This window comes from Mesorhizobium sp. WSM4815 (assembly GCF_055811575.1).
On sequence record NZ_JBVVQS010000079.1, the window covers coordinates 62,817 to 82,749 of the forward strand.

The window sequence follows — 19,933 nt, forward strand, 5'->3', positions numbered from 1 at the left end:
TATAATCCTAGAAACATAGAAGGTGTGTCATGGTTTCTGAAAACGATCTCCCGATCGCTATCATCGGCGGCGGACCTGTTGGCCTGGCGGCGGCCGCCCAACTGGTCAGCCGTGGCCTTCCGGTTAGGGTTTACGAGGCTGGTTCTTCTGTCGGCTCGAACCTTCGGGATTGGGGCCATGTGCGGGTTTTCACGCCATGGCGCTATTGCGTCGATGCGGTCGCCCGAAAACTTCTCGAGAGCCATGGCTGGCAAATGCCGGAGCCGGAGGCGTTCCCCACCGCCGATGAGATCGTCGACCAGTATCTCGCGCCGCTGGCCAAGCTTGCCGAACTGGCGCCGTCGATCGAGACCAGTGCCCGTGTTGCCGCCATTTCCCGCTGGGGAGCCGACAAGGTGTTGAGCAAGGCGCGGGAGACGCGGCCGTTCATGCTTGCGGTCGAAACGGCGGAAGGCACGCGCCGGGACAGCGCCCGTGCCGTGATCGATGCATCCGGCACCTGGCAGACGCCGAACCCGCTCGGTGCGGGTGGCTTGCCGGCCGAAGGTGAGAGGGAATTTGGCGACCGCATCGCCTACGGCATCCCAAATGTTCTCGGCCGCGACTGTCATCTCTATGCAGGTCGCACGACATTGGTGGTCGGCGCCGGCCATTCCGCTGCCAATGCCTTGCTGGAATTGGCGGAGCTTGCGCAAACCGAACCGGGCACTTCGGCACTATGGGTGACACGCGGCACCGACCTTGTCCGCATCTATGGCGGCGGCGATGCCGACGCCCTGCCGGCGCGCGGCGAGCTTGGTTCGGATGTCCGGGAGCTCGCCGAGAGTGGCCGGGTGCGGCTGGTGACCGGCTTTGCGATTGTTGCTATCCGTGAGGTCGACGGCCGCCTCGCCGTCGAAGGCCAGGCAAAGGACGGGTTGCGCACGCTCGACCCCGTCGACAGGATCATTGCCGCGACGGGGCAGCGCCCCGATCTTGCCTTGACCCGGGAGCTTCGGCTGGACCTCGATCCGTGGCTCGAAGGCGTCAAGGCGCTCGGGCCGCTCATCGATCCCAACGAGCACTCATGCGGCGATGTCCCACCGCATGGCCATCGCGAACTCAGCCACCCCGAGCCCGATTTCTACACGGTCGGCGTCAAAAGCTATGGCCGGGCGCCGACATTCCTGCTGCTGACCGGCTATGAACAGGTCCGCTCGGTCGCCGCGGCAATCGCCGGCGACATGGCTGCCGCCGATGCCGTGCAGCTGGTGTTGCCCGCCACCGGCGTCTGCACGGTTCCCGTGTCTCTTTCAGGCGCATCATCTCAGGGTTGCTGCGGCGGACCGGCACCGGCTGCTGTCGACGCGTGCTGCGTCGACGACGCCAAGGCGAAGGCGAGCGGCAAGTCAGGCTGCGGCTGCGGCAGCACGCAAGCGATCGCAGCAGTGCGCAGCGACGATCTCGAGATCGCCGCTCAATGAGCGACCGGAAAATCCCGGCTGCCGCACTCTGGGCGTTGGGGCTGACGCAGATCATCGGCTACGGCACGCTCTATTACAGTTTTAGCATCCTGGTGCCGTCCATAGCGCTCGAGCTCGCCTGGCCGGAACAATGGGTTTTCGGCGCCCTGTCGGCGTCGCTGCTGGCGGGCGGCCTTTTTGCACCCACAGCCGGGCGCTGGGCCGATCGTTTTGGCGCCGGCCGGGTAATGACCTTTGGTTCGGCTGCCGCCGCCGCAGCGCTGGTCGCTTGCGCGCTAGCACCCGGTCGGGTGAGCTTCGTGGCGGCGCTGATGGCGATGGAACTGGCGTCCGCCTTCGTGCTCTACAGTGCCGCTTTCGTCGCGATCGTCCAGATCGGCGGCGCCAGGGCGCAGCGCAGCATCACCCATCTGACGCTGATCGCCGGCTTCGCCTCCACCCTGTTCTGGCCGCTGACGGCGGCACTGCACGAATACCTGACCTGGCGCGAGGTCTACCTGGTCTTTGCCGGCATCAATGTCGCCATCTGCCTGCCCATCCATGCCTGGCTGGCGCGGCTGTCGCGTCGGGCGGACAAAAACGCTTCGGCGACAGCTGCGGCCGGCGGGCCGGTTGCCTTCACCCCGCGCGACCGCAGCAGAGTGTTTCTGCTCATGCTTGGCGGCTTCGCCATCGAGGGCTTTGTGCTGTCCTCGATCCTCGTCCACATGGTGCCGCTGACGACGGCGCTCGGGCTTGGCTCCGCCGGGCTCGTCGTCACCACGCTTTTCGGCCCGTCCCAGGTGGCAAGCCGGTTGATCAACATGCTGATCGGCGGCCGGCTGGCACAGACCTGGCTCGCGGTTATCGGCGCGACATTGCTGCCGCTCGGCCTTGTCGCCCTGCTGGCGACAACACCGTCGCTGCCTGGCGCAATCGCCTTCGTCATCCTGTTTGGATTGGGCTCGGGCCTCGCCAGCATCGTCGGCGGCACGCTGCCCCTGGAACTGTTCGGACGGGAGCGCTACGGCGCCCGGCTCGGCTGGGTGACGGCCGCGCGTCAGTTCTCTTCGGCACTTGCACCGTTTGCCCTAGCCATGGCGATGGCAGGCATGGGCGTCCAACCATCGCTCTGGTTGACCGCTGCGGTCGGCATGCTCGGCATACTGGCCTTTTCGGCCATCATCCTGATCAGGCGCCAGCCTCTTGCGCCGGTGATGCTTACGTCAGCGAACTGACGCCGCGCCAAGCGTCGAGCTGTGCGCAACGCCGTGCCGCCGGCCATCGGCGCTCGACGGGCTGTGATGCGGTTGATAAGTCCTCTCCGCAAGGAGAGTCGAGACATGACCGTTGCGATCGAGATGGGCCACACGACCGCAGGCGCCCCGGCAGCACTGGATCTTGAGGAGCTGCTGGCGACGCGCCTTTTGGTGCAGGGCAATTCGGGCTCCGGCAAATCTCATCTGCTGCGCCGGCTGCTGGAGCAGAGCGCGCCCTGGGTGCAGCAGACCATCATCGACCCGGAAGGCGATTTCGTCTCGCTGGGCGACCGCTTCGGCCATTTGGTGATCGATGCTGAGGAGCATACCGAGCGCGGCCTGCAGAGCGCCGGCGAGCGGGCGCGCATCCACCGCGTCTCGACGGTGCTCAATCTCGAGGGGCTCGACGCCGAGAACCAGATGCGGCGCGCCGCCGCCTTTCTCGGCGGGCTTTTCGAGGTCGCTCGCGACCACTGGTATCCGATGCTGGTGGTGGTCGACGAGGCGCAGCTGTTCGCGCCGGCCGTCGCCGGCGAGGTTTCGGACGAGGCGCGCAAACTCTCGCTCGGCGCCATGACCAATTTGATGTGCCGTGGCCGCAAACGCGGCCTTGCCGGGATCATCGCCACCCAGCGGCTGGCCAAGCTCGCCAAGAACGTCGCCGCCGAGGCTTCCAATTTCCTCATGGGCCGGACTTTTCTCGACATCGACATGGCGCGCGCCGCCGACCTTTTGGGCATGGAGCGGCGGCAGGCGGAGGCTTTTCGCGACCTGGAGCGCGGGCAATTCATGGCGCTCGGCCCGGCGCTGTCGCGCCGTCCGCTCGGCTTGCGCATCGGCCCGACCGACACAAGTCCGCGCAATGGCACGCCGCGGCTGATGCCGCTGCCGGAAGCAGCCCTTGAGGACGCACGCGCCATCATCCTGGCAGCACCGCCGCCGGAAACTGTCCGGCCGCAGCGCCGGTCGTCGCCGGACCTTCTCGATCAGCTGATGGCGGCGAAGTCGGCGGCGCTGGAAATCCGCCCCGAACCGTCGGAGCCGCCGATCAGCGCCGAGGATTTGGCGGAGCGGCGTGAGCGCGTCGACCGTGTCCTGCGCGCCGTTCTGGCGCAGCCCGACGCGGGCTTCCGGGTCATCGGCGTGCTTTATCAGGAGTTCGTGGTCCGCTGCCGGATAGAAGGCCTCGCCTCGGTGGTGCCGGACCTGCCAGAGTTCCGCCGCATGCTGACGCGCGCCCGCGCCGGCCTCGGCTCCGACATGGCCGGGGATGACGCATGGCAGGACGTCTCGGCGCGCGCCTCGCTGCTGCCCGAGGACATGCAGGGCGTGTTCATGATGATCGCCCGCGCGGCGAAGGAGGGCTGGCCCTGTCCGAGCGACGCGGCGATCGCCCGCGCCTATGGCTCACACTCGCTGCGCCGCGCCAGGCGCCTGCTGACCTATATCGAGGAGCAGGGGCTGATCGTCTGCCAGCTTGACGGTCTCGGCCGGCGGGTCGTGACGCTCGTCGAATTGGCCTGGGCGACGGCGCCGGGCGATCCCGGTGCTGCGGAGGTGGAGCAGGGGCGTTTGGCTGTGTGAGGCGGCGGCCGAGCGCGCAAGGGAAATGCCACGCATCAAGGCGATGTATGGCCAAGCGGCAGGTACAGCGGCGAGTCTTTTTTGCGCAGATAGGGCCTTGGCCCGTCACAGCTCTTCTGCCCGGTCTTCATCATACGACGACGATTGGCGCGACGCAGATCCGCCTATTGTAAATTGTTCGGCGCTACAGCACTCCCTCCTGCCGACGGCGCTTCACATATCGTCTAAATTACCCGCGGGTCGGTTTGCTAATGAAGAGATCAGGCCCGATCAACTGACGAATGACAAGAAATACGGCAGGACTGTAGCGCAAATAGCCGCCGAAACTACGCTACCGCCGCCGATTACCCCCTTCGGTTCATTCTGTTGACATCCCCTGCTTCTGGAGAGATGGTAAGATACTACGCGGCGGCTCTTTTTCCGAAGATTTTATTCTGCAGCTTCATCAAAGGATTTCGGCAATGCGTTTTTCTCGATCGCGCCGACTTATGGCCATCGCTTTGACGGCAATCGCAGCCGTTCCCTCTTCTGGACATGCCGAGGACAAGCTGCTGACGGAAGCGGTGCAGTTCAACGGTACGATCCTGTATCTCTCCACCGAAGTGCCTGGCCTGATCTTCGGCGCCGTGCGCAACGGCGAGACGGCCTTGGCCGGTTTCGGCAAGATTGCCGACGGGAGTGAAAAAGTGCCCGACGGCGACACAATGTTCCGCATCGCATCCGTGAGCAAGGTGTTCTGCGGCAGTGTGCTTTCCTCGCTGGCGATCGACGGCAAGGTACAGCTCACCGACCGGTTGCAGGATCGCCTTGGCTGGGACGTCACGCTCCCTGAGAAGGATGGCCGCGCCCTCCGGCTGATCGATCTCGTCGCGCAAGCTTCCGGCCTTCCGCGGGAGGTGCCAGTGGCCGATGCGCCCCCCTCCGACCCCTTCTCTACGAACACCAAAGAGGCGCAGATTGCCGCCCTCAAGGACAATCCGCTGCTGTTCGCGCCGGGCACCGCCGTTCTCTATTCGAACTTCGGATACGACCTCCTTGGAGCGGCGCTCGCGAATGTCTCTGGAAAGCCTTATGCCGAGCTCCTTCGGGAGCGTGTCCTCGATCCTCTCGGCATGAAAGACACGGTTTTCAACGCAAGACCGGAGGACGAGCCGCGCCTGATGCAGGGCCATAACTTCGACGGCAGCGCCATGCCCATCGTGCCGACGAGCACAGCCATGGAGTGCGCCGGTGGATTGTACTCGACCGCGGACGACCTGCTGCGCTGGATGAACTGGCATGTCGAGAACAAGCCTTCTGCGGCCGATGCCGAGTTGCGGCTTTTGAACCACGCGGCTTTTTTGTACCGGGACGGTCTCGCGTCGGTGGTGGGGCTGGATGACGGCGGCCCGATGGACGCCATGGGTCTCGGGTGGGTCATCATGCTCCCCACCGAGCATAGCCCGCTCATCCTCCAGAAGAGCGGCGGCCTGCAAGGGATGTTTCTCTATGTTGCGATTGCACCGACACGCGGCGTCGGCGCTTTCTTCGTCATGAACCAATTCAATGCCGCCGGCTTCATGGCGGGGGTCAAGACGACGAACGATCTCGTCGCAGAGATCGCTCCACGCTGATTTTCGCGCTGATCAGGGGGAACGTGCGCGATGATTAACGCTGTGGAGGGGGCCTGACGGACCGCATGTTTGGTGGCAAAGCAAGCTCGACATCGGCTATTTCCGGCCGACGGCTTAGTTATTCCCTCCTGAGGACGACCACCGCATGGATAGGTCGCCGCGTGCAAGGTCAGGCCCAAGCGGCGCTTTTGATCTCAAATGTGGAGCTCTCTGGCTCGACTGTTCTGAGCTTGAAAGGGTCGATTGACCAAGCTCAGATTGAGCCGTAGCTTCAGATAGCGTGCGGCCTGGTTGTTTCAGCAGAGGCTCGCCTTGAGGGTACCGATGGCTGGCAGTGACGATGCGCGTCTGCCCAAGCAGGTAGGTCAGCCGGCGGCGCATCATTCTGCGTCGGCAACAGTGCGGCGACGGGAGCTTCTCATTGCCGTCTCGACGCTCGCCGCATTCTTCGGATTGCCCGCCGCGGCCCGTAGCCAGGTCGCGTTGAGCAGCGCGATCGACCTCGGCGCGTTTCGCGAATTGACAGGCATACTGACGGGCATGTCGCCGAGCGACGCCACGCTGCCGGAATTGTTCCTGCAGGCATTCTCGGCTGACGCCGCCGATCTCGGAAAACTGCATGCGATCGTGACGGAACAGCCCGAGACAGAATGGGACAGCGCGGTTGCGTCGGCGGGGCTGAAACCGCTGTCGGAATCGCTCATCCAAGCCTGGTATACGGGTAGCATTATGCACGGCTCGGAAGAACGCGTCCTTACCTATCTCGATGCGTTCGTCTGGCATGCCTGCGGTTACACCAAGCCGCCGACGCGATGCGACACGAATTTTGGCGCGTGGGCGAACGCACCGCCGCCCGGACGGTTTTCCGAATGACCGCGCCGGCGTCCGCCGATGTCGTGTTTGTCGGTTCAGGCGTAGCCGCGGCGCTTGCCGGCGCGGCTATCGCGAAAGCAGGCTTCAGCGTGCTGTTCCTCGAGGCGGGACCGCGCGTCGATCGCGGCACCGCTGTGACACGATTCCAGTACTCGTCCGCGAAGGGCCAGAACTCGCCTTACCCCGACCAGCCCTATGCGCCGCAGCCGGAAGAATCCGACTTCTCCGCCTACTATGTCGAGGCTGGGCCGGACACCTTTAGGGGACAGCAGGCGAGGATCGTCGGCGGCACCACGTGGCACTGGGGCGGGCTCGCCGCGCGGTTCCGGCCAAACGATTTCAAGATGCGCTCGAAGTTCGGCGTCGGCGTCGATTGGCCTATTGCCTATGGCGACATGGAGCCGTGGTATCAGGCCGCCGAGGAAGAGATCGGCGTCGCGGGCGACGACACCGCCGATTTCGGCGCGCCGCGCTCAAAGTCGTTTCCGATGCCACCGATCCCCATGACCTATGCCGACAAGCAGGTCGGCATCGCTGCCAAGGCGCTCGGCTACTCGGTGTTGCCATTTCCACAGGCGCGCAATTCGGTGTGGCGGGATGGCCGCCCGCAATGCTGCGGCAATGCGAGTTGCGTGCCGATCTGCCCCATCCAGGCGAAGTACGACGCGACGCATCATCTCGCCATCGCGGAGCGCGCCAGCGCGCATGTCGAGCCGCAGGCCGTGGTGCACGAGCTAGTCGTCGGCCCGGACAAACGCATTGCCGAAGTGCGTTACCGTCGCCCAGATCGCAGCGAGGGCAGCGCGACCGGAAAAATTGTGGTCATCGCGGCGCATACCATTGAGACGCCAAAGCTGCTACTGCTTTCGACGGGAGACAATGCGCCGACGGGCGTGGCGAACAGTTCCGACCAGGTCGGCCGCAATCTGCTGTCGCAGATCGATGTCGGCATTCAGGGACTGACCAGGGATCCCGTGTTCACCTATCGCGGACCGGTCTCGACCGGTGGCATTGCCGAGCTTCGGGACGGCGATTTCCGCAACGAGCGTGCGGCCATCGGCATCTCGCCTTCCAACGAGGGCTGGGCGCGGGCGGTCGGTCCGTTCCAGGCTGCGACGACCTTCATCAAACAGGGCCTGCGCGGCGATGCGCTGAAGGCGGCAGTCCGTTCGCACGTCGCGCGGGAGCTGATCATTGGCAGCTCTGCCGAAATGCTTCCCAATCCGGACAATCGCGTGACGCTGAGCAATCAGATGGACGGGATCGGCATTCCGCGGCCGAACATCGCCTTCAAGTCTGACGACTACACGGCGCGCGGGCTGGCGGTCGCGCGCGATGTGCAGAACAAGCTCATGGCTGCACTCGGCGCCACGCAGATCAAGCAGCTCGGCCCGATCGCTGACAGCGCGATCATGGGCGGCACGACACGCATGGGAGATGACCCGCTCACCTCGGTCGTCGACAGGGACCTGAAGAGCCACGACCATCCAAACCTCTACATCGTTGGCTCGTCCGTCTTCCCGTCCATCACGGCGAATGCGCCCACGCTCACCATTGCGGCGCTCAGTGCGCGCCTCGGCGCGCATCTCATCTCCCTGCTGAAGGCGTAGATGTCATGCGCGGGCGGGGCACTGTTTTCCTCGGTTTTGTCTCCGCAATGATGCTCGACGCACGGCACGGCTTGGCGCAGGCGCCGGCGAACTGGCAGACAAGTTTCGGCGTCTCAGCCTCGGAGACGAAGGAGCGGATCGTTGCGCTGCACGACCACATATTGCTGATCGGCGTCTGCATCGTCGCGCTCGTCGCCATGCTGATCGGTTTCGCGCTCTTGCGCTTCCGGGCGAGCCGGCACCCCACGGCGTCAAAAGTCACGCGCATGCCCTGGCTGGAATTCGGCTGGACTATCGCGCCGGTGCTGGTGCTGGGCGCGATCGCCGCGCCGTCGCTCCAGCTGCTCGCCTATGAGAGCGATATTCCCGACGCACAGTTGACGATAAAGGCCAGCGGCCATCAGTGGTTCTGGCGTTATTCCTATCCCGACAATGGCGGCTTCGCATACGATTCCATCATGTTGCCGCCGGCCTCCGTTCCGGCCGGTGAACCGCGTCTGCTAGCGGTCGACAATCGCATGGTTGTCCCGGTCGGCGCTGTCGTGCGCATACAGGTGACATCGTCGGACGTCGTGCACTCCTTCTTCATGCCGGCACTGGGCCTACAGATTTACGCCATGCCCGGGCGCCTCAACGAAACCTGGACACGCGTCGAGAAGCCGGGCGTCTATTACGGGCAGTGCAATCAGATCTGCGGTCTGAATCACTCCTTCATGCCGATCGCGATCGAGGCCATGGCGCAGCCTGATTTCGACGCCTGGGTGCGGGACGCTGCAACGCGATATCCAGTGGTCAGCGCCGCGACTATATCAGCGCAGGTGGCGAAATGAGCGCCACCGAACATAGGCGCGAGTGCCGGTCGATTGCGGCTTGGCTGTTCACCACCGACCATAAGGCGATCGGCACGCTTTATCTCGGATTCGCGATCATGGCGGGGACGCTGGGCGGCGCGATCTCGGGCTACATGCGGCTCGAACTGGCGCAGCCGGGCATGGACTATGTCGTCAACGGCCAGTCCTGGAACGCGCTGATCACCGCGCATGGCCTGATCATGATCTTCTACATGGTGATGCCGGCGTTGATCGGCGGCTTCGGCAACTGGTTCGTCCCGCTGATGATCGGTGCGCGCGACATGGCCTTTCCGGGACTGAACAGTCTCGGCTTCTGGTTGCTGCCGCTGTCCTTGATCATGCTGATCGGGTCGCTGCTGGTCGGCGACGGAACGGGTACCGGCTGGAGCCTCTATCCGCCGCTGTCGGGCATAGACGGCCAGCCCGGACCATCGGTCGACATGACGATCCTCGCGCTGCACTTGGCCGGCATTTCTTCCGTGATCAGCGCGATCAATTTCGTCACTACCATCCTCAACATGCGCGAGGATCGCTTGCCGCTGTTCGGCATGCCGCTGTTCGTTTGGTCGATCCTGATTTCGTCGCTCATGCTGCTTCTCGCCATGCCGGTGCTGGCTGCCGCGCTGGCGATGCTGCTTGCCGACCGCAATTTCGGCGGCGCCTTTTTCGATCCAGCCGGCGGCGGAGACCCGATGCTGTTCATGAACCTCTTCTGGTTCTTCGGCCATCCGGAGGTCTACATCATGATCCTGCCGGCCTTCGGCATCATCAGCCAGATCGTCTCGCGGTTCTCAGGTCGCCCGATTTTCGGTTATCTCGGCATGGTGCTGGCGATGGCATCAATTGCGGCGCTGGGTTTCATCGTCTGGGCGCACCATATGTTCACCGTCGGTGGCGGCTTCGCGCCGCGTGCCTTCTTCACGCTGGCCTCGATGGTGATCGCGGTGCCGACCGGCATCAAGGTGTTCGCCTGGATTGCCACTATGTGGGGCGGGTCGATCCGCCTCACCGTGCCGATGCTGTGGGCGCTGGGCTTCATCATCATGTTCACGGTCGGCGGCACGACGGGGATCGTGCTTGCCAATGCCGGCGCGGATCAAGTGCTGCACAACACCTACTACGTCGTCGCGCATTTCCACTATGTGCTGAGCCTCGGCGCGACCTATGCGATCTTCGCCGGCTTCTATTACTGGTTTCCGCGCATGACCGGACGCATGTTCCCGGAGTGGGTTGGATGGCTGCATTTCTGGTGCTTCTTCATCGGCACCAACGTTCTGTTTTTCCCGATGCATTTCCTCGGACTGGCAGGAATGCCACGGCGCATCGCGGATTATCCGGACGGTTTCTTGGGCTGGAATATGATTGCGTCGCTCGGCGCTGTGCTCGCGCTCGCCTCCACGCTGCTGTTCCTGGTGATGCTTGCGGTCTCGCTGCGGCGTGGCGCGCTGGCCCCGCGCGATGTGTGGGGTCCGGCTTTCACGCATGAATGGGATGACGATCCCGAGATGGCGCGTGCGCGCGGCACGGCGGGCGCGGAGGCAGGCGCGTGAGCAAGACTGTCACCGAGGTCGGCGGCACGGATGGCCGATGGCCTGTCGCGATTGCTGTCTCGCTGTTCCTGCTAGCGTGCGCCGGTCTCGCGCTCTTCCACCCGTCGCTGTTCGGCACGCTGGCAGGCAGCATCGCGGTACTCGGTCCGCTCGTGATCGCGGTGGGGCTTCTGCCATTGTTCATCGCTCTGACAGCGTGGTCGCGGGCGACGAGTGGTGAGCGTGCGAATGATCCGCGAAACACCTTTGGCCCGAGGATCGCGATCATCGCCTTAATCGCGTCCGAGGTAGCGTTCTTCGCCGCCTTGTTCGCCGCCTACCTACGATACGCGATCTATCCGGAGGTCGCGGGGTTCAGCTCATGGCCACCTACGCCGATGCGCCCCGACGACCCTTGGGGCGGCCCGGTTCTCAACACAGTGATCCTCGTCGCGTCGGGGGTCTGCGTCGCAGCGGCGCACGACTGGCTTCTGAAAGAGCGATGGCAGCTTTCGGCTATCGGGCTTACCGTGGCGATCGCGCTCGGCGGCGTGTTCGTCGGCCTTCAGCTTCGGGAATTCAGCCTCGCCTCGGTGGGATTCCGCGACGGTGTCTATCCCTCGATCTTCTTCCTTACGACTGGCTTCCACGGCCTGCACGTCGTTATCGGCATCTTGTTGCTGTCGATCGCCGCATATCGGGTGATCCGCGCGCGCTCAGCCGGCGGCGCCGGCTTCATCCCGACGGCGGCATCCTGGTACTGGCATTTTGTCGATGCGGTGTGGCTTCTGCTGTTCGCCGTCTTCTACGCCTGGGCCAGCTAGGAGCGTGCCGACGCGACGTCGACTAGCATCGGCATTGCTGAAACATATCTGGGAGCCGGCTGAGGGCGGGCCTTCGCGGTTCAAAGTTGGATAGAAGCAAACTCAAAAGCACCCAGAAGAGCTGCCTCTGGCGGAAGTGACCTTACTCCATAGTCGATCAGTTTCCTGCAGGATCAAGTAGTGTAGTGGCTCCCCTCCTCGATCATCAATCGACCAAGCACATCTCAAGCTGTAGTTGCAAAAGAATTGCGGCCGTGGTTTTGCCTAAAGGCAAGTTGCGTTTCAGGATGAGGCCGCAATGGCAGAGCGTCATTGTGACCGGCGACGGCGCCGGGGGATCCTAATGCGGGGGAGGCGGAGCAGGGGAGCTTGGCTGTTGAAGGTTGATGCGCTTGCGCGAAAGCTGACGTCGCTCAACATCAGCAAACGCCAAAAACCGCGGGGTGGGTGGCCGATCAGAGTCTTCGCAATCTCTGTCGCCACGACATGCTCGAAAATGCGCGCCCCAGATCCTTGGCGAACAATCCCAGTCCGCCTCCGCGACCTGTCTTTTACGCAGGTGGCTGAATCGGCATTGTGGGTTTACATCGGCAGCCAAGCCCCTAGTTTTAGAGTTCGCGCCGCGCACCTTAGTGCGTGGATGATCGAAAACGGGACCGTGAACTCTGGCCGGTCCCTCAAATATCCCAAAGGATGACTGCCATGACACAGGCCAAGAATGGCGACACCGTGCGCATCAATTATACTGGACGTCTAGCCGACGGCACTCAATTCGATTCTTCCGGCAGCGAACCGCTGCAATTCAAGCTCGGTGAAGGGCAAGTGATCCCCGGCCTTGAGACCCATGTCGAGGGCATGGAGATAGGCGCGAAAAGCACCGTCACCGTTCCCGCCGACGCTGCCTATGGCCCCCACCGCCCCGAAGCGGTCATGACCGTCGACCGCGCCAGGGTGCCGGACAACCTCAACCTCGATATCGGTACTCGATTGCAGGCCAGAACCCCCGAAGGGCGCCCCATGCAGGTGACGGTCGTCGGCGTCGACGACGCCAGCGTCAAGCTCGACGGCAATCATCCGTTGGCCGGAAAGGATCTGGTGTTCGACGTTGAACTGGTCGAGATCGTTCAGGCGGCGTAGACTATGCTTCCGTCAAAAGAGGCCCCGGCTCCAGCGCCCCTACCGATCCTCAATAATCCGCAAATACGCCGCCGTCACGAACAGCACGATCAGCCCGAACAGTATCCGCCGTGCGCCTTCGGGCATCTGCAAAATGGTCAGCAGTGTCGTCAGCACGGTGAGGATCAGGGCGCCAATGATGGTGCCGGTGTAGCCGCCGCGGCCGCCGAAGATCGAGGTGCCGCCGATCACCGCGGCTGCCACCGAAGGCAGCACCAGCGGTTCGGCCAGCGACAGCGACGGCGCCTTGATCAGGCCGATGTAGAGCAGGCCGGTGATGCCGGCGAGCACGCTGGAGATGACGTAGAGCGCTGTGATGACCTGCCAGTAGCGGACGCCGGACAGGCGTGCCGCCCCTTCATTGTCGCCGACTGCGTAAAGCAGGCGGCCAAAGCCGGTGCGGTTCAAGGTGAAGACGATGAGGACGGCGATGGGCACGAACAGCAGCAGCGCGTTGGGCACGCCATAGGTGAGGCCAGTGCCCAACCAGGCCAGGAAGGGCGGAATCTTGGCGCCCGAAGCGATGACGGTGCGCTGATAGACCTGCAGGCAGCCGGTGCCGATCAGGCTGGTGCCAAGCGTCATGATCAGTGGGTGCACGCGAAACACGCCGACGCCGATGCCGTTGACCAGCCCAATCAGCACCGCCGGCACCAAGGCGATCAGGATCGCCACCGCCGGGTCATGGTTGACGACCTGCGTCGCCATGATGAAGGCGCTCATCGTCGCCACGGTTCCGACCGACAGATCGATGCCGCCGGTCAACATGGTCATGGTCTGGCATCCGGCCAGAATTGCCAGCGGAATGGCGAATTTGACGGTGTTGGCGAGCCACCGCTCGTTGACGATGCCGGGGCGCAGGATCTGCAGGACCACCACCAGGATGACGAGCAGGATGATCAGCGGGATCAGCGGCCGGTCGGCCATGAAGCGCTTCAGGCGGCGGCCGAAGGGGACGGGTTGGATCGCGGTTGTGCTCATGAGGTTGCTCGCGATTGGGGTGGCGCGATGTTAGTGCGCTTGCCGGGAGATGGCGTTCTACGGCGCCCCCTCATCGTAATAAAGGCGCCGAACATGACGACGGCTACCATGATCGCGCCCTCGATGATTGCGGTGACGTTGGGATCGATGGCCAAGAGCGTCAGGTCGGTGCGCACCAGCCGCAGCACGAAGACGGCGACGATCGGGCCGAGCAGGCCCCCCTTGCCGCCGCCAAGCGCTACGCCGCCGAGCACCACCGCCGCCACGCTGGCGAGAAGATAGGGGCCGGGAATAGGGGCGCCGATGCCTGTGCTCATGGTCAGCGCCAGCCCGCCCATGGCAGCGAAAAGCCCCGACAGGGCATAGGCGATAATTTTGGTGCGCGCGACCGGCACGCCGCTGCGAAATGCGGCGAGCTCGCTGCTGCCGATGGCGTAGATCGACAGGCCGAGTTTTGAGCGCTTGAGCGGTATCCAGATGATGCACAGGCAGACGACCAGAAGCACCAGCGCCTTCGGTATCCAGGCAGAGATTTCTGGCAAGCCCGGGATCGCGACGGTGCCGACGATGGTCGCCCGCAGCCATTCGGCGACCGCGCCGCCGGGCGCGCCGAGCACCAGCAGCGCCGCGCCCTGCAGGACGAACAGGGTGGCCAGCGTGACGACGATATCGGGCACGCGGGTGACGACGATCAGCATGCCGTTGACGGCGCCTAGCACCAGTCCCATGGCCAGCACGAACGGCACGACGAAAAGCGCGTATTCCTCGCTGGCGCCGTCCATCATCGAGGCGGCGGTGACGCTGGTCAGCGCCATCATGGCGCCGACGGAAAGGTCGATGCCGCCGGCGATGACGACAATCGTCTGGGCGGCCACGGCAAAGGCGTAAGGCAGCACCGCGCGCACCAGCGAGCCGAAATCGCCACTGCCATAGCCCGGCTGGATGAGCCTGGTGATCACCAGCAGGACCACGAACAGGACGAGCAGGCCGGCGACCCAGCCCTGACGACGGACGAGGCGGGTCAAGGTTTCGCCACCGGGCTCGAGTGGATATCGGCAAGAATGCCGACGTCCACCTTGGCGCCGCGCGGCAAGCCGTAAGCGGCGCGCATCAGTGCCGGCTCGTCGGCGAGTTCGACGGGGAAGACATCGACGACGCGTCCCCCAAAGATGACGATGACGCGATCGCAGACACGCTGCACCTCCTCGAGTTCGGATGTATAGAACAGCACCGACTTGCCCTGGTCGGCGAGTTCGCGCAGCAGCTTGTAAATCTCCTGCTTGGTGCCCACATCGATGCCGCGCGTCGGGTCGAAGCAGAGGATGGTCTGTGCCTCAGCGGCGATCCAGCGGGCGATCGTCACCTTCTGCTGGTTGCCGCCGGACAGCCGCTGCACCTCGCGCTGGGCGCGGGTGTCGATCTGCAGACGCTCGATCGCGCTGACGACCCTTGAGCGTTCCTGCGCCGTGTTGATCGGCCCCCAGTTGCGCAAGGCGGCGCTGAACGGGAGGGCGATGTTTTCGCGCACCGAGCGCTGCATGGTCAGCGCTTCGGTGCGGTCGCCGGGCACATAGGCGATGCCGGCGCGGATCGCATCGGCCGGATGCGCGAATTTCACCGGCTGCCCGTCCACCTCGATCGTGCCGCCGGACGGGCGGATCGAGCCGGCGAGCGCGGCGAACAGCTCGTCCTGGCCTTGGCCCTCGAGCGCGACGACGCCAGCGACCTCGCCATTCGCCAGGTCGAACGAGACGTCGTTGAGCTTGGTGCCGACACGAAGGTTCGCCACGCCGAGGCGCGCGCGGCTATCCCCAGGCGAAGCGGCCTGGCTCGCCTGGCGCGCCGTCACGCGCGTCTTCTCGACCTTGGCGCCGAGCATCATCTCGACGATGCGCTCCTCGACGCCCGGCTCGATGTCGACGACGCCGACAGTCTCGCCGTCGCGAAGCACGGTGGCACGGTCGCAAAGCGCCGATATCTCGACAAAGCGGTGGGAAATGAAGATCACAGAACGGCCGCTGTCGCCCTGGCGGCGAACGACCTCAAGCACCTTTTCGGCAAGGTTAGCCGGCAATGCTGCGGTCATCTCGTCGAGCAGCAAAACGTCGGGCTCGACCGCCAGCGCCCGCGCCAGGTCGAGCACGCGCAGCACGGCCAGCGGGATGTCGCGCGCGGTGTCGCGTATGTCGAGGTCGGGAATGCCGAGTTCGCGCACCCAGGCGCGGAACGGCTCGACCGGCGTGTCGGTCAGGCGAAGGTTGGAGGCGACGTCGAGATCGGGGATCAGCGATGGTTCCTGGTAGACCGGAAGCAGGCCGGCGCGGCGCGCATCGGCAGGCGAGCGCACGTCGCGCGTCTCGCCGCGGATCAGGATATGCCCGGTATCGGCGCGGATGGCGCCGGTCAGGATTTTGACCAGCGTCGATTTGCCGGCGCCATTGGCGCCCATCAGGGCGTGAACCTCGCCCGGCAGGACCGACAGCGACGCGTTGCGCAACGCCACCACGGCGCCGTAGGTTTTTACGACGCCGGTGGCGTCCAGGAGCGGGTTGGTGGTCAAAATCGCGTTGCTCTCGTTCAAAGTTGTCTAAAACGGCGATCTTGCCTTCTCCCCTTGTGGGAGAAGGTGGCCTCGCGAAGCGAGGTCGGATGAGGGGTGTTCCAGGGAACACCAACGTCTCATTCGTCCAACACCCCTCATCCGTCTCGGCGCTGCGCGCCGATCCACCTTCTCCCACAAGGCGAGAAGGAGGAAGCGCGGCAGCGATCATTACTCGCCCGGGCCCTTGCAGGCGATGATCTGCTCCTTGGTGTAGGTGGTCCACTCCGGGATGGAGATCGAGACCGGCCATTCCGGGCTCAGCGACGGATCGGCTACGCTCTTCAGCTTGGCCTTGCCCTCTTCGGTGGCGTTCTCCCACAGCTGCGGCTCGACCAGCACGGTCTGCTCCGCCGGCTTCTTGCCGTTCAGGATCTGCAGGGCCAGGGTCACGCCGGCACCGCCGATCGAGCCGGGATTGGTCACCGCCGCGCCGACGAGGCCTTCGACCGAGTTCAACTGGCCGACGAAGCCGGCATTGTCGGCGCCGACCACCGGCACCAGCGGCGTCTGCGACTCGACCAGCGCGTCGACGATCACATTGTCGATGCCTGAGGTCCAGATGCCGTTGAACGGCGATCCGGTGGCGATGAAATCGAGGATCTGCTGCTTGCCCTGGTCCTGCTGCCAGCCGGTGAAGACCTCATGCACGACCTTGACGTCGGGGAATTCGGCGAGCGCCTTCTTAAAACCCTTGTCGCGGTCGCTGTCGGCCGAGGCGCCGGCGGCACCACGCATATAGACGACGTCGCCCTTGCCGCCGATCTGCTGGAACAGCCATTTGGCGCCGAGATAGGCGTACTGTTCCTGGTTGTTGGAGATGATGTAGGCCGAAGGCTCGGTGACCGCCTGGTCGACGGCGACGACGACGATGCCGGCCTTGGTGGCTTCCTCGAGCGCTGACTTGATGCCGGCGGGATCGGCCGGGTTGACGACGATGGCGTTAACCTTGGCGCTGATCAGGTTGCGGATGTCCTCGAGCTGGCCGGCGGCGTCGGTGTTGCGATGGGCGATGTTGAGCTTGGTGACCTCGCCGGAGGCAAGCGCCTGCGCCTTGATGGCGCAGATCATCTCCTCGCGCCAGCCATTGCCCTGCACCGTGTTGGAGACGCCGATCGTGTATTTGGCTTCAGCGGACGAGACGCCCACCGAAGCCAGAAACGCCGCGCCGGCAAGCAGCGGGACCATTGCCAAAAATTTTTTCATTTCAGTCTTCCTCCACATTGTTTTCAGTTCAGTTCGAAAAGGGGGTTTTCAGTTCAGTTCAAAAAGGGGCCTCATTTCACGAAGGGGCGCAGCACGTCGCGGGCGAGCAGAAAGCCGCGCTTGACCTCGTCGTCGCTTCCTTCAAAGCGCCGGTCCTCGTGTTCGATGATGATAGGTCCGTCGTAGCCGGCGCGGTAGAGGCCGGAGAAGATCACATTCCAGTCGACATCGCCAAGCCCCGGCATGCGAGGCACCTGCCAGCCCATGCCGGCCGAGAGGATACCGCGCTCGTAAAGCCCATCATGATCGATCATCAGGTCCTTGGCATGGACATGCAGCATGTACGGGCCGAATTCCCTGATGAAGCGGGCCTGGCTGATCATCTGCCAGACCAGATGCGACGGGTCGAAGTTCATGCCGACGTCGCCGCCCCATGCCTCGAGGATGCGGCGCCAGATATAGGGCGAATAGGCGATGTTGTGGCCGCCCGGCCATTCGTCGTAGCTGAAGATCATCGGGCAGTTCTCAAAAGCCAGCTTGACGCCGTTGTCGCGCGCATGGGCGATGATATCGGGCCACAGTTTGAGTGCCTCTTGCCAGTTGGCGTCGATGGTTTTTGAGGCGTCGCCGCCGCAGAAGGTGTTGACGACAGGCACGCCCATATGGCTCGCCAGCACGATCACCTTGTTCAAATGATCGACGACGGCCTTGCGGTGGGCGGCATCGGGATGCAGCGGATTGGGATAAAAGCCGAGGCCGGAGATCGACAGGTTCTCTTCCGCCAGTGCGGCGGCGATTTCCTTGGCCTGCGAGGTCGAGGTCGAGGCGGCGTCGATATGGCTGGTGCCGGCATAGCGCCGGGCAGCACCCGAGGATTTCGGCCAGCAGGCGATCTCCAGCGCCTCGAAGCCGGCAGAACTTGCCCAGTCGGCGACCTCGCCAAGCGGGGTGTCGGCAAACGGTGCGGTGAGCAATCCGAGCTTCATGTGGCCCTCCCGTGGTTCACGACCGGCCTACTATGCCGATTGTGCAGGCCGCTTCAACCGTGTCGCCGCCGGCAATGCGCAAACCTGTCTGACGAATGCCACCGGATCGTCGCAGAGCAGGCCATCGTGAGTGGCCGTGACAGCCGTGCGGAACGGCTGGATTTAGTTAGGCGTCTTGACAACAGCAGGACTTCCCTTGGCTGGGCGCCAGCCCGCTCCGGCAACGACCTGATTTTGCTCTTGTGGGGCGATTTCGGTCGAGCTAATGATGTGTCGGGCTTAGGGGTTTGAAGTGACTGACATCATCACATTCGTGGTTGCTGGCGCGTGGGCGGCAGTTGGATTTGGCGTGATCTGGTACGTTAGAACGAGACCGCCTATCCCTGAAGGTCACGAGGACCCCGATCTGAGGGAATGGCTTGATGGCCAGGTTTAAGCCCCAAGCTCAAAAGCCCGCCAGAGCGCGTTCGGGGTGCCGGTACAGCTATCTTCTTGATTTTACTGAGGTAAAAATCCGCTGGTGGAGCTGAGGAGGATCGAACTCCTGACCTCGTCATTGCGAACGACGCGCTCTCCCAGCTGAGCTACAGCCCCGTCCAGCGGAATGCGCGCATTTATCGGGCGCGGCGGTTTCCTGTCAAGACGGCGTTTTGCCCAAAAGCCGGGCGGCCAGCCACCGGCCTGCCGTGCCGCGAAGCTGGCTCTTGCCGCCTCCGCCTGCAATGGCTACATGTCGGCAACAATCGGAGACCGGCATGATAGCCCTCATTCAGACCATTGTCCTGGCGCTTGACATTTATTGGTGGATCATCATCGCTTCGGCGATTTTCTCCTGGCTCTACGCCTTCAACGTCGTCAACTCGCGCAACCAGTTCGTCGATAGCGTCAGCAACATGCTGTTCCGGCTGACCGAGCCGGCGCTGCGGCCGATCCGTCGCTTCCTGCCCGATCTCGGCGGCATCGATATTTCGCCGATCATCCTGCTTTTGATCCTGTTCTTCTTGCGGCAGTTCCTGCTCACCACGGTGGCGCCGCTGGTCGTCTGACGGCGGTTCCATGACCGGGCCGTTTCGCCCGCGTAACGACGGCGTCGACCTGTTCGTCCGGCTGACGCCGAAAGCGGCGATGGACAGGCTCGAAGGCATCGAGATCTCGGCAGACGGGCGAAGCCATCTGAAGGCGCGCGTCCGTGCCGTGCCGGAAAACGGCGCCGCCAACCAGGCGCTCGAACGGCTGGTCGCCAAGACGCTGGGCGTGCCGCGATCGGCCGTCTCGGTCATCGCCGGCGGCACGGCCCGGCTGAAGACGCTGCGCATATCAGGCGATCCGGCGGCGCTGGCGAAAGCCGTCGAGGCGTTGGGTGGCGGCTAAGCGCGCCGCGTTGAGGTGGCCTGCTGCGA

Annotated in this window: 17 protein-coding genes and 1 tRNA gene; 12 read left to right on the forward strand and 6 right to left on the reverse strand. The window is 64.1% G+C overall.

Annotated features, from left to right (window positions below; genetic code table 11):
- Positions 1-29 precede the first annotated feature (29 nt).
- The 10 genes from AC0L2B_RS05805 to AC0L2B_RS05850 all read left to right on the forward strand — a co-directional run bounded on the left by AC0L2B_RS05805 (position 30) and on the right by AC0L2B_RS05850 (position 12,722).
- On the forward strand, positions 30-1,463 hold the full coding sequence (locus AC0L2B_RS05805) for an NAD(P)-binding domain-containing protein (RefSeq protein ID WP_473744554.1): 1,434 nt from the start codon (positions 30-32) through the stop codon (positions 1,461-1,463).
- Positions 1,460-2,680, forward strand: coding sequence for an arsenite efflux MFS transporter ArsK (gene arsK / locus AC0L2B_RS05810; RefSeq protein WP_473744555.1), 1,221 nt, complete (start codon positions 1,460-1,462; stop codon positions 2,678-2,680). The genes AC0L2B_RS05805 and arsK overlap by 4 nt, the downstream gene beginning before the upstream one ends.
- Before the next feature lie 105 nt (positions 2,681-2,785).
- Complete coding sequence (locus tag AC0L2B_RS05815; protein ID WP_473744556.1) at positions 2,786-4,285, forward strand: helicase HerA domain-containing protein; 1,500 nt, start codon at positions 2,786-2,788, stop codon at positions 4,283-4,285.
- Positions 4,286-4,746: 461 nt separating this feature from the next.
- On the forward strand, positions 4,747-5,898 hold the full coding sequence (gene ampH, locus AC0L2B_RS05820) for a D-alanyl-D-alanine-carboxypeptidase/endopeptidase AmpH (RefSeq protein WP_473744557.1): 1,152 nt from the start codon (positions 4,747-4,749) through the stop codon (positions 5,896-5,898).
- Positions 5,899-6,222: 324 nt separating this feature from the next.
- Positions 6,223-6,771 carry a sugar dehydrogenase complex small subunit gene (locus AC0L2B_RS05825; protein WP_473744558.1) on the forward strand — a complete coding sequence of 183 codons (549 nt, stop codon included), beginning with the start codon at positions 6,223-6,225 and terminating at the stop codon, positions 6,769-6,771.
- The gene (locus AC0L2B_RS05830) at positions 6,768-8,381 is read left to right on the forward strand and encodes a GMC family oxidoreductase (protein ID WP_128173634.1); all 1,614 of its coding nucleotides are present in this window, start codon (positions 6,768-6,770) and stop codon (positions 8,379-8,381) included. The genes AC0L2B_RS05825 and AC0L2B_RS05830 overlap by 4 nt, the downstream gene beginning before the upstream one ends.
- A gap of 5 nt (positions 8,382-8,386) precedes the next feature.
- Complete coding sequence (gene coxB, locus AC0L2B_RS05835) at positions 8,387-9,211, forward strand: cytochrome c oxidase subunit II (protein WP_091592347.1); 825 nt, start codon at positions 8,387-8,389, stop codon at positions 9,209-9,211.
- The gene (locus tag AC0L2B_RS05840) at positions 9,208-10,782 is read left to right on the forward strand and encodes a cytochrome c oxidase subunit I (RefSeq protein ID WP_473744559.1); all 1,575 of its coding nucleotides are present in this window, start codon (positions 9,208-9,210) and stop codon (positions 10,780-10,782) included. Before coxB ends, AC0L2B_RS05840 begins: the two co-directional genes overlap by 4 nt.
- Entirely contained in the window at positions 10,779-11,585 is an 807-nt protein-coding gene (locus tag AC0L2B_RS05845; RefSeq protein WP_473744560.1) for a cytochrome c oxidase subunit 3, read from the forward strand. The genes AC0L2B_RS05840 and AC0L2B_RS05845 overlap by 4 nt, the downstream gene beginning before the upstream one ends.
- A gap of 702 nt (positions 11,586-12,287) precedes the next feature.
- A complete protein-coding gene (locus AC0L2B_RS05850) occupies positions 12,288-12,722 on the forward strand; it encodes an FKBP-type peptidyl-prolyl cis-trans isomerase (protein ID WP_473744561.1) in 435 nt (144 codons plus the stop codon).
- A gap of 39 nt (positions 12,723-12,761) precedes the next feature.
- On the opposite strand, the gene AC0L2B_RS05855 is transcribed toward AC0L2B_RS05850, so the two are convergent.
- The 6 genes from AC0L2B_RS05855 to AC0L2B_RS05880 form a co-directional block, all read right to left on the reverse strand.
- Entirely contained in the window at positions 12,762-13,742 is a 981-nt protein-coding gene (locus AC0L2B_RS05855) for an ABC transporter permease (RefSeq protein WP_023800493.1), read from the reverse strand.
- Entirely contained in the window at positions 13,739-14,767 is a 1,029-nt protein-coding gene (locus tag AC0L2B_RS05860; RefSeq protein ID WP_473744562.1) for an ABC transporter permease, read from the reverse strand. The genes AC0L2B_RS05855 and AC0L2B_RS05860 overlap by 4 nt, the downstream gene beginning before the upstream one ends.
- Positions 14,764-16,302, reverse strand: a complete 1,539-nt coding sequence (locus tag AC0L2B_RS05865; RefSeq protein ID WP_473744563.1) for a sugar ABC transporter ATP-binding protein — start codon at positions 16,300-16,302, stop codon at positions 14,764-14,766. The genes AC0L2B_RS05860 and AC0L2B_RS05865 overlap by 4 nt, the downstream gene beginning before the upstream one ends.
- Positions 16,303-16,512: 210 nt before the next feature.
- Positions 16,513-17,547, reverse strand: coding sequence for an ABC transporter substrate-binding protein (locus AC0L2B_RS05870; protein WP_473744564.1), 1,035 nt, complete (start codon positions 17,545-17,547; stop codon positions 16,513-16,515).
- Positions 17,548-17,618: 71 nt separating this feature from the next.
- Positions 17,619-18,533, reverse strand: coding sequence for a sugar phosphate isomerase/epimerase family protein (locus tag AC0L2B_RS05875; protein ID WP_473744565.1), 915 nt, complete (start codon positions 18,531-18,533; stop codon positions 17,619-17,621).
- Positions 18,534-19,051: 518 nt separating this feature from the next.
- Positions 19,052-19,127, reverse strand: a tRNA-Ala gene (locus AC0L2B_RS05880).
- 161 nt (positions 19,128-19,288) lie between these two features.
- On the opposite strand from AC0L2B_RS05880, the gene AC0L2B_RS05885 reads away from it, so the two are divergent.
- Positions 19,289-19,579 (forward strand): YggT family protein, encoded by a 291-nt coding sequence (locus tag AC0L2B_RS05885; protein WP_023800489.1) that lies wholly within the window; start codon positions 19,289-19,291, stop codon positions 19,577-19,579.
- A 10-nt stretch (positions 19,580-19,589) separates the two neighbouring features.
- Positions 19,590-19,904, forward strand: coding sequence for a DUF167 domain-containing protein (locus tag AC0L2B_RS05890; protein ID WP_473744566.1), 315 nt, complete (start codon positions 19,590-19,592; stop codon positions 19,902-19,904).
- The last annotated feature ends 29 nt before the right edge of the window (positions 19,905-19,933 follow it).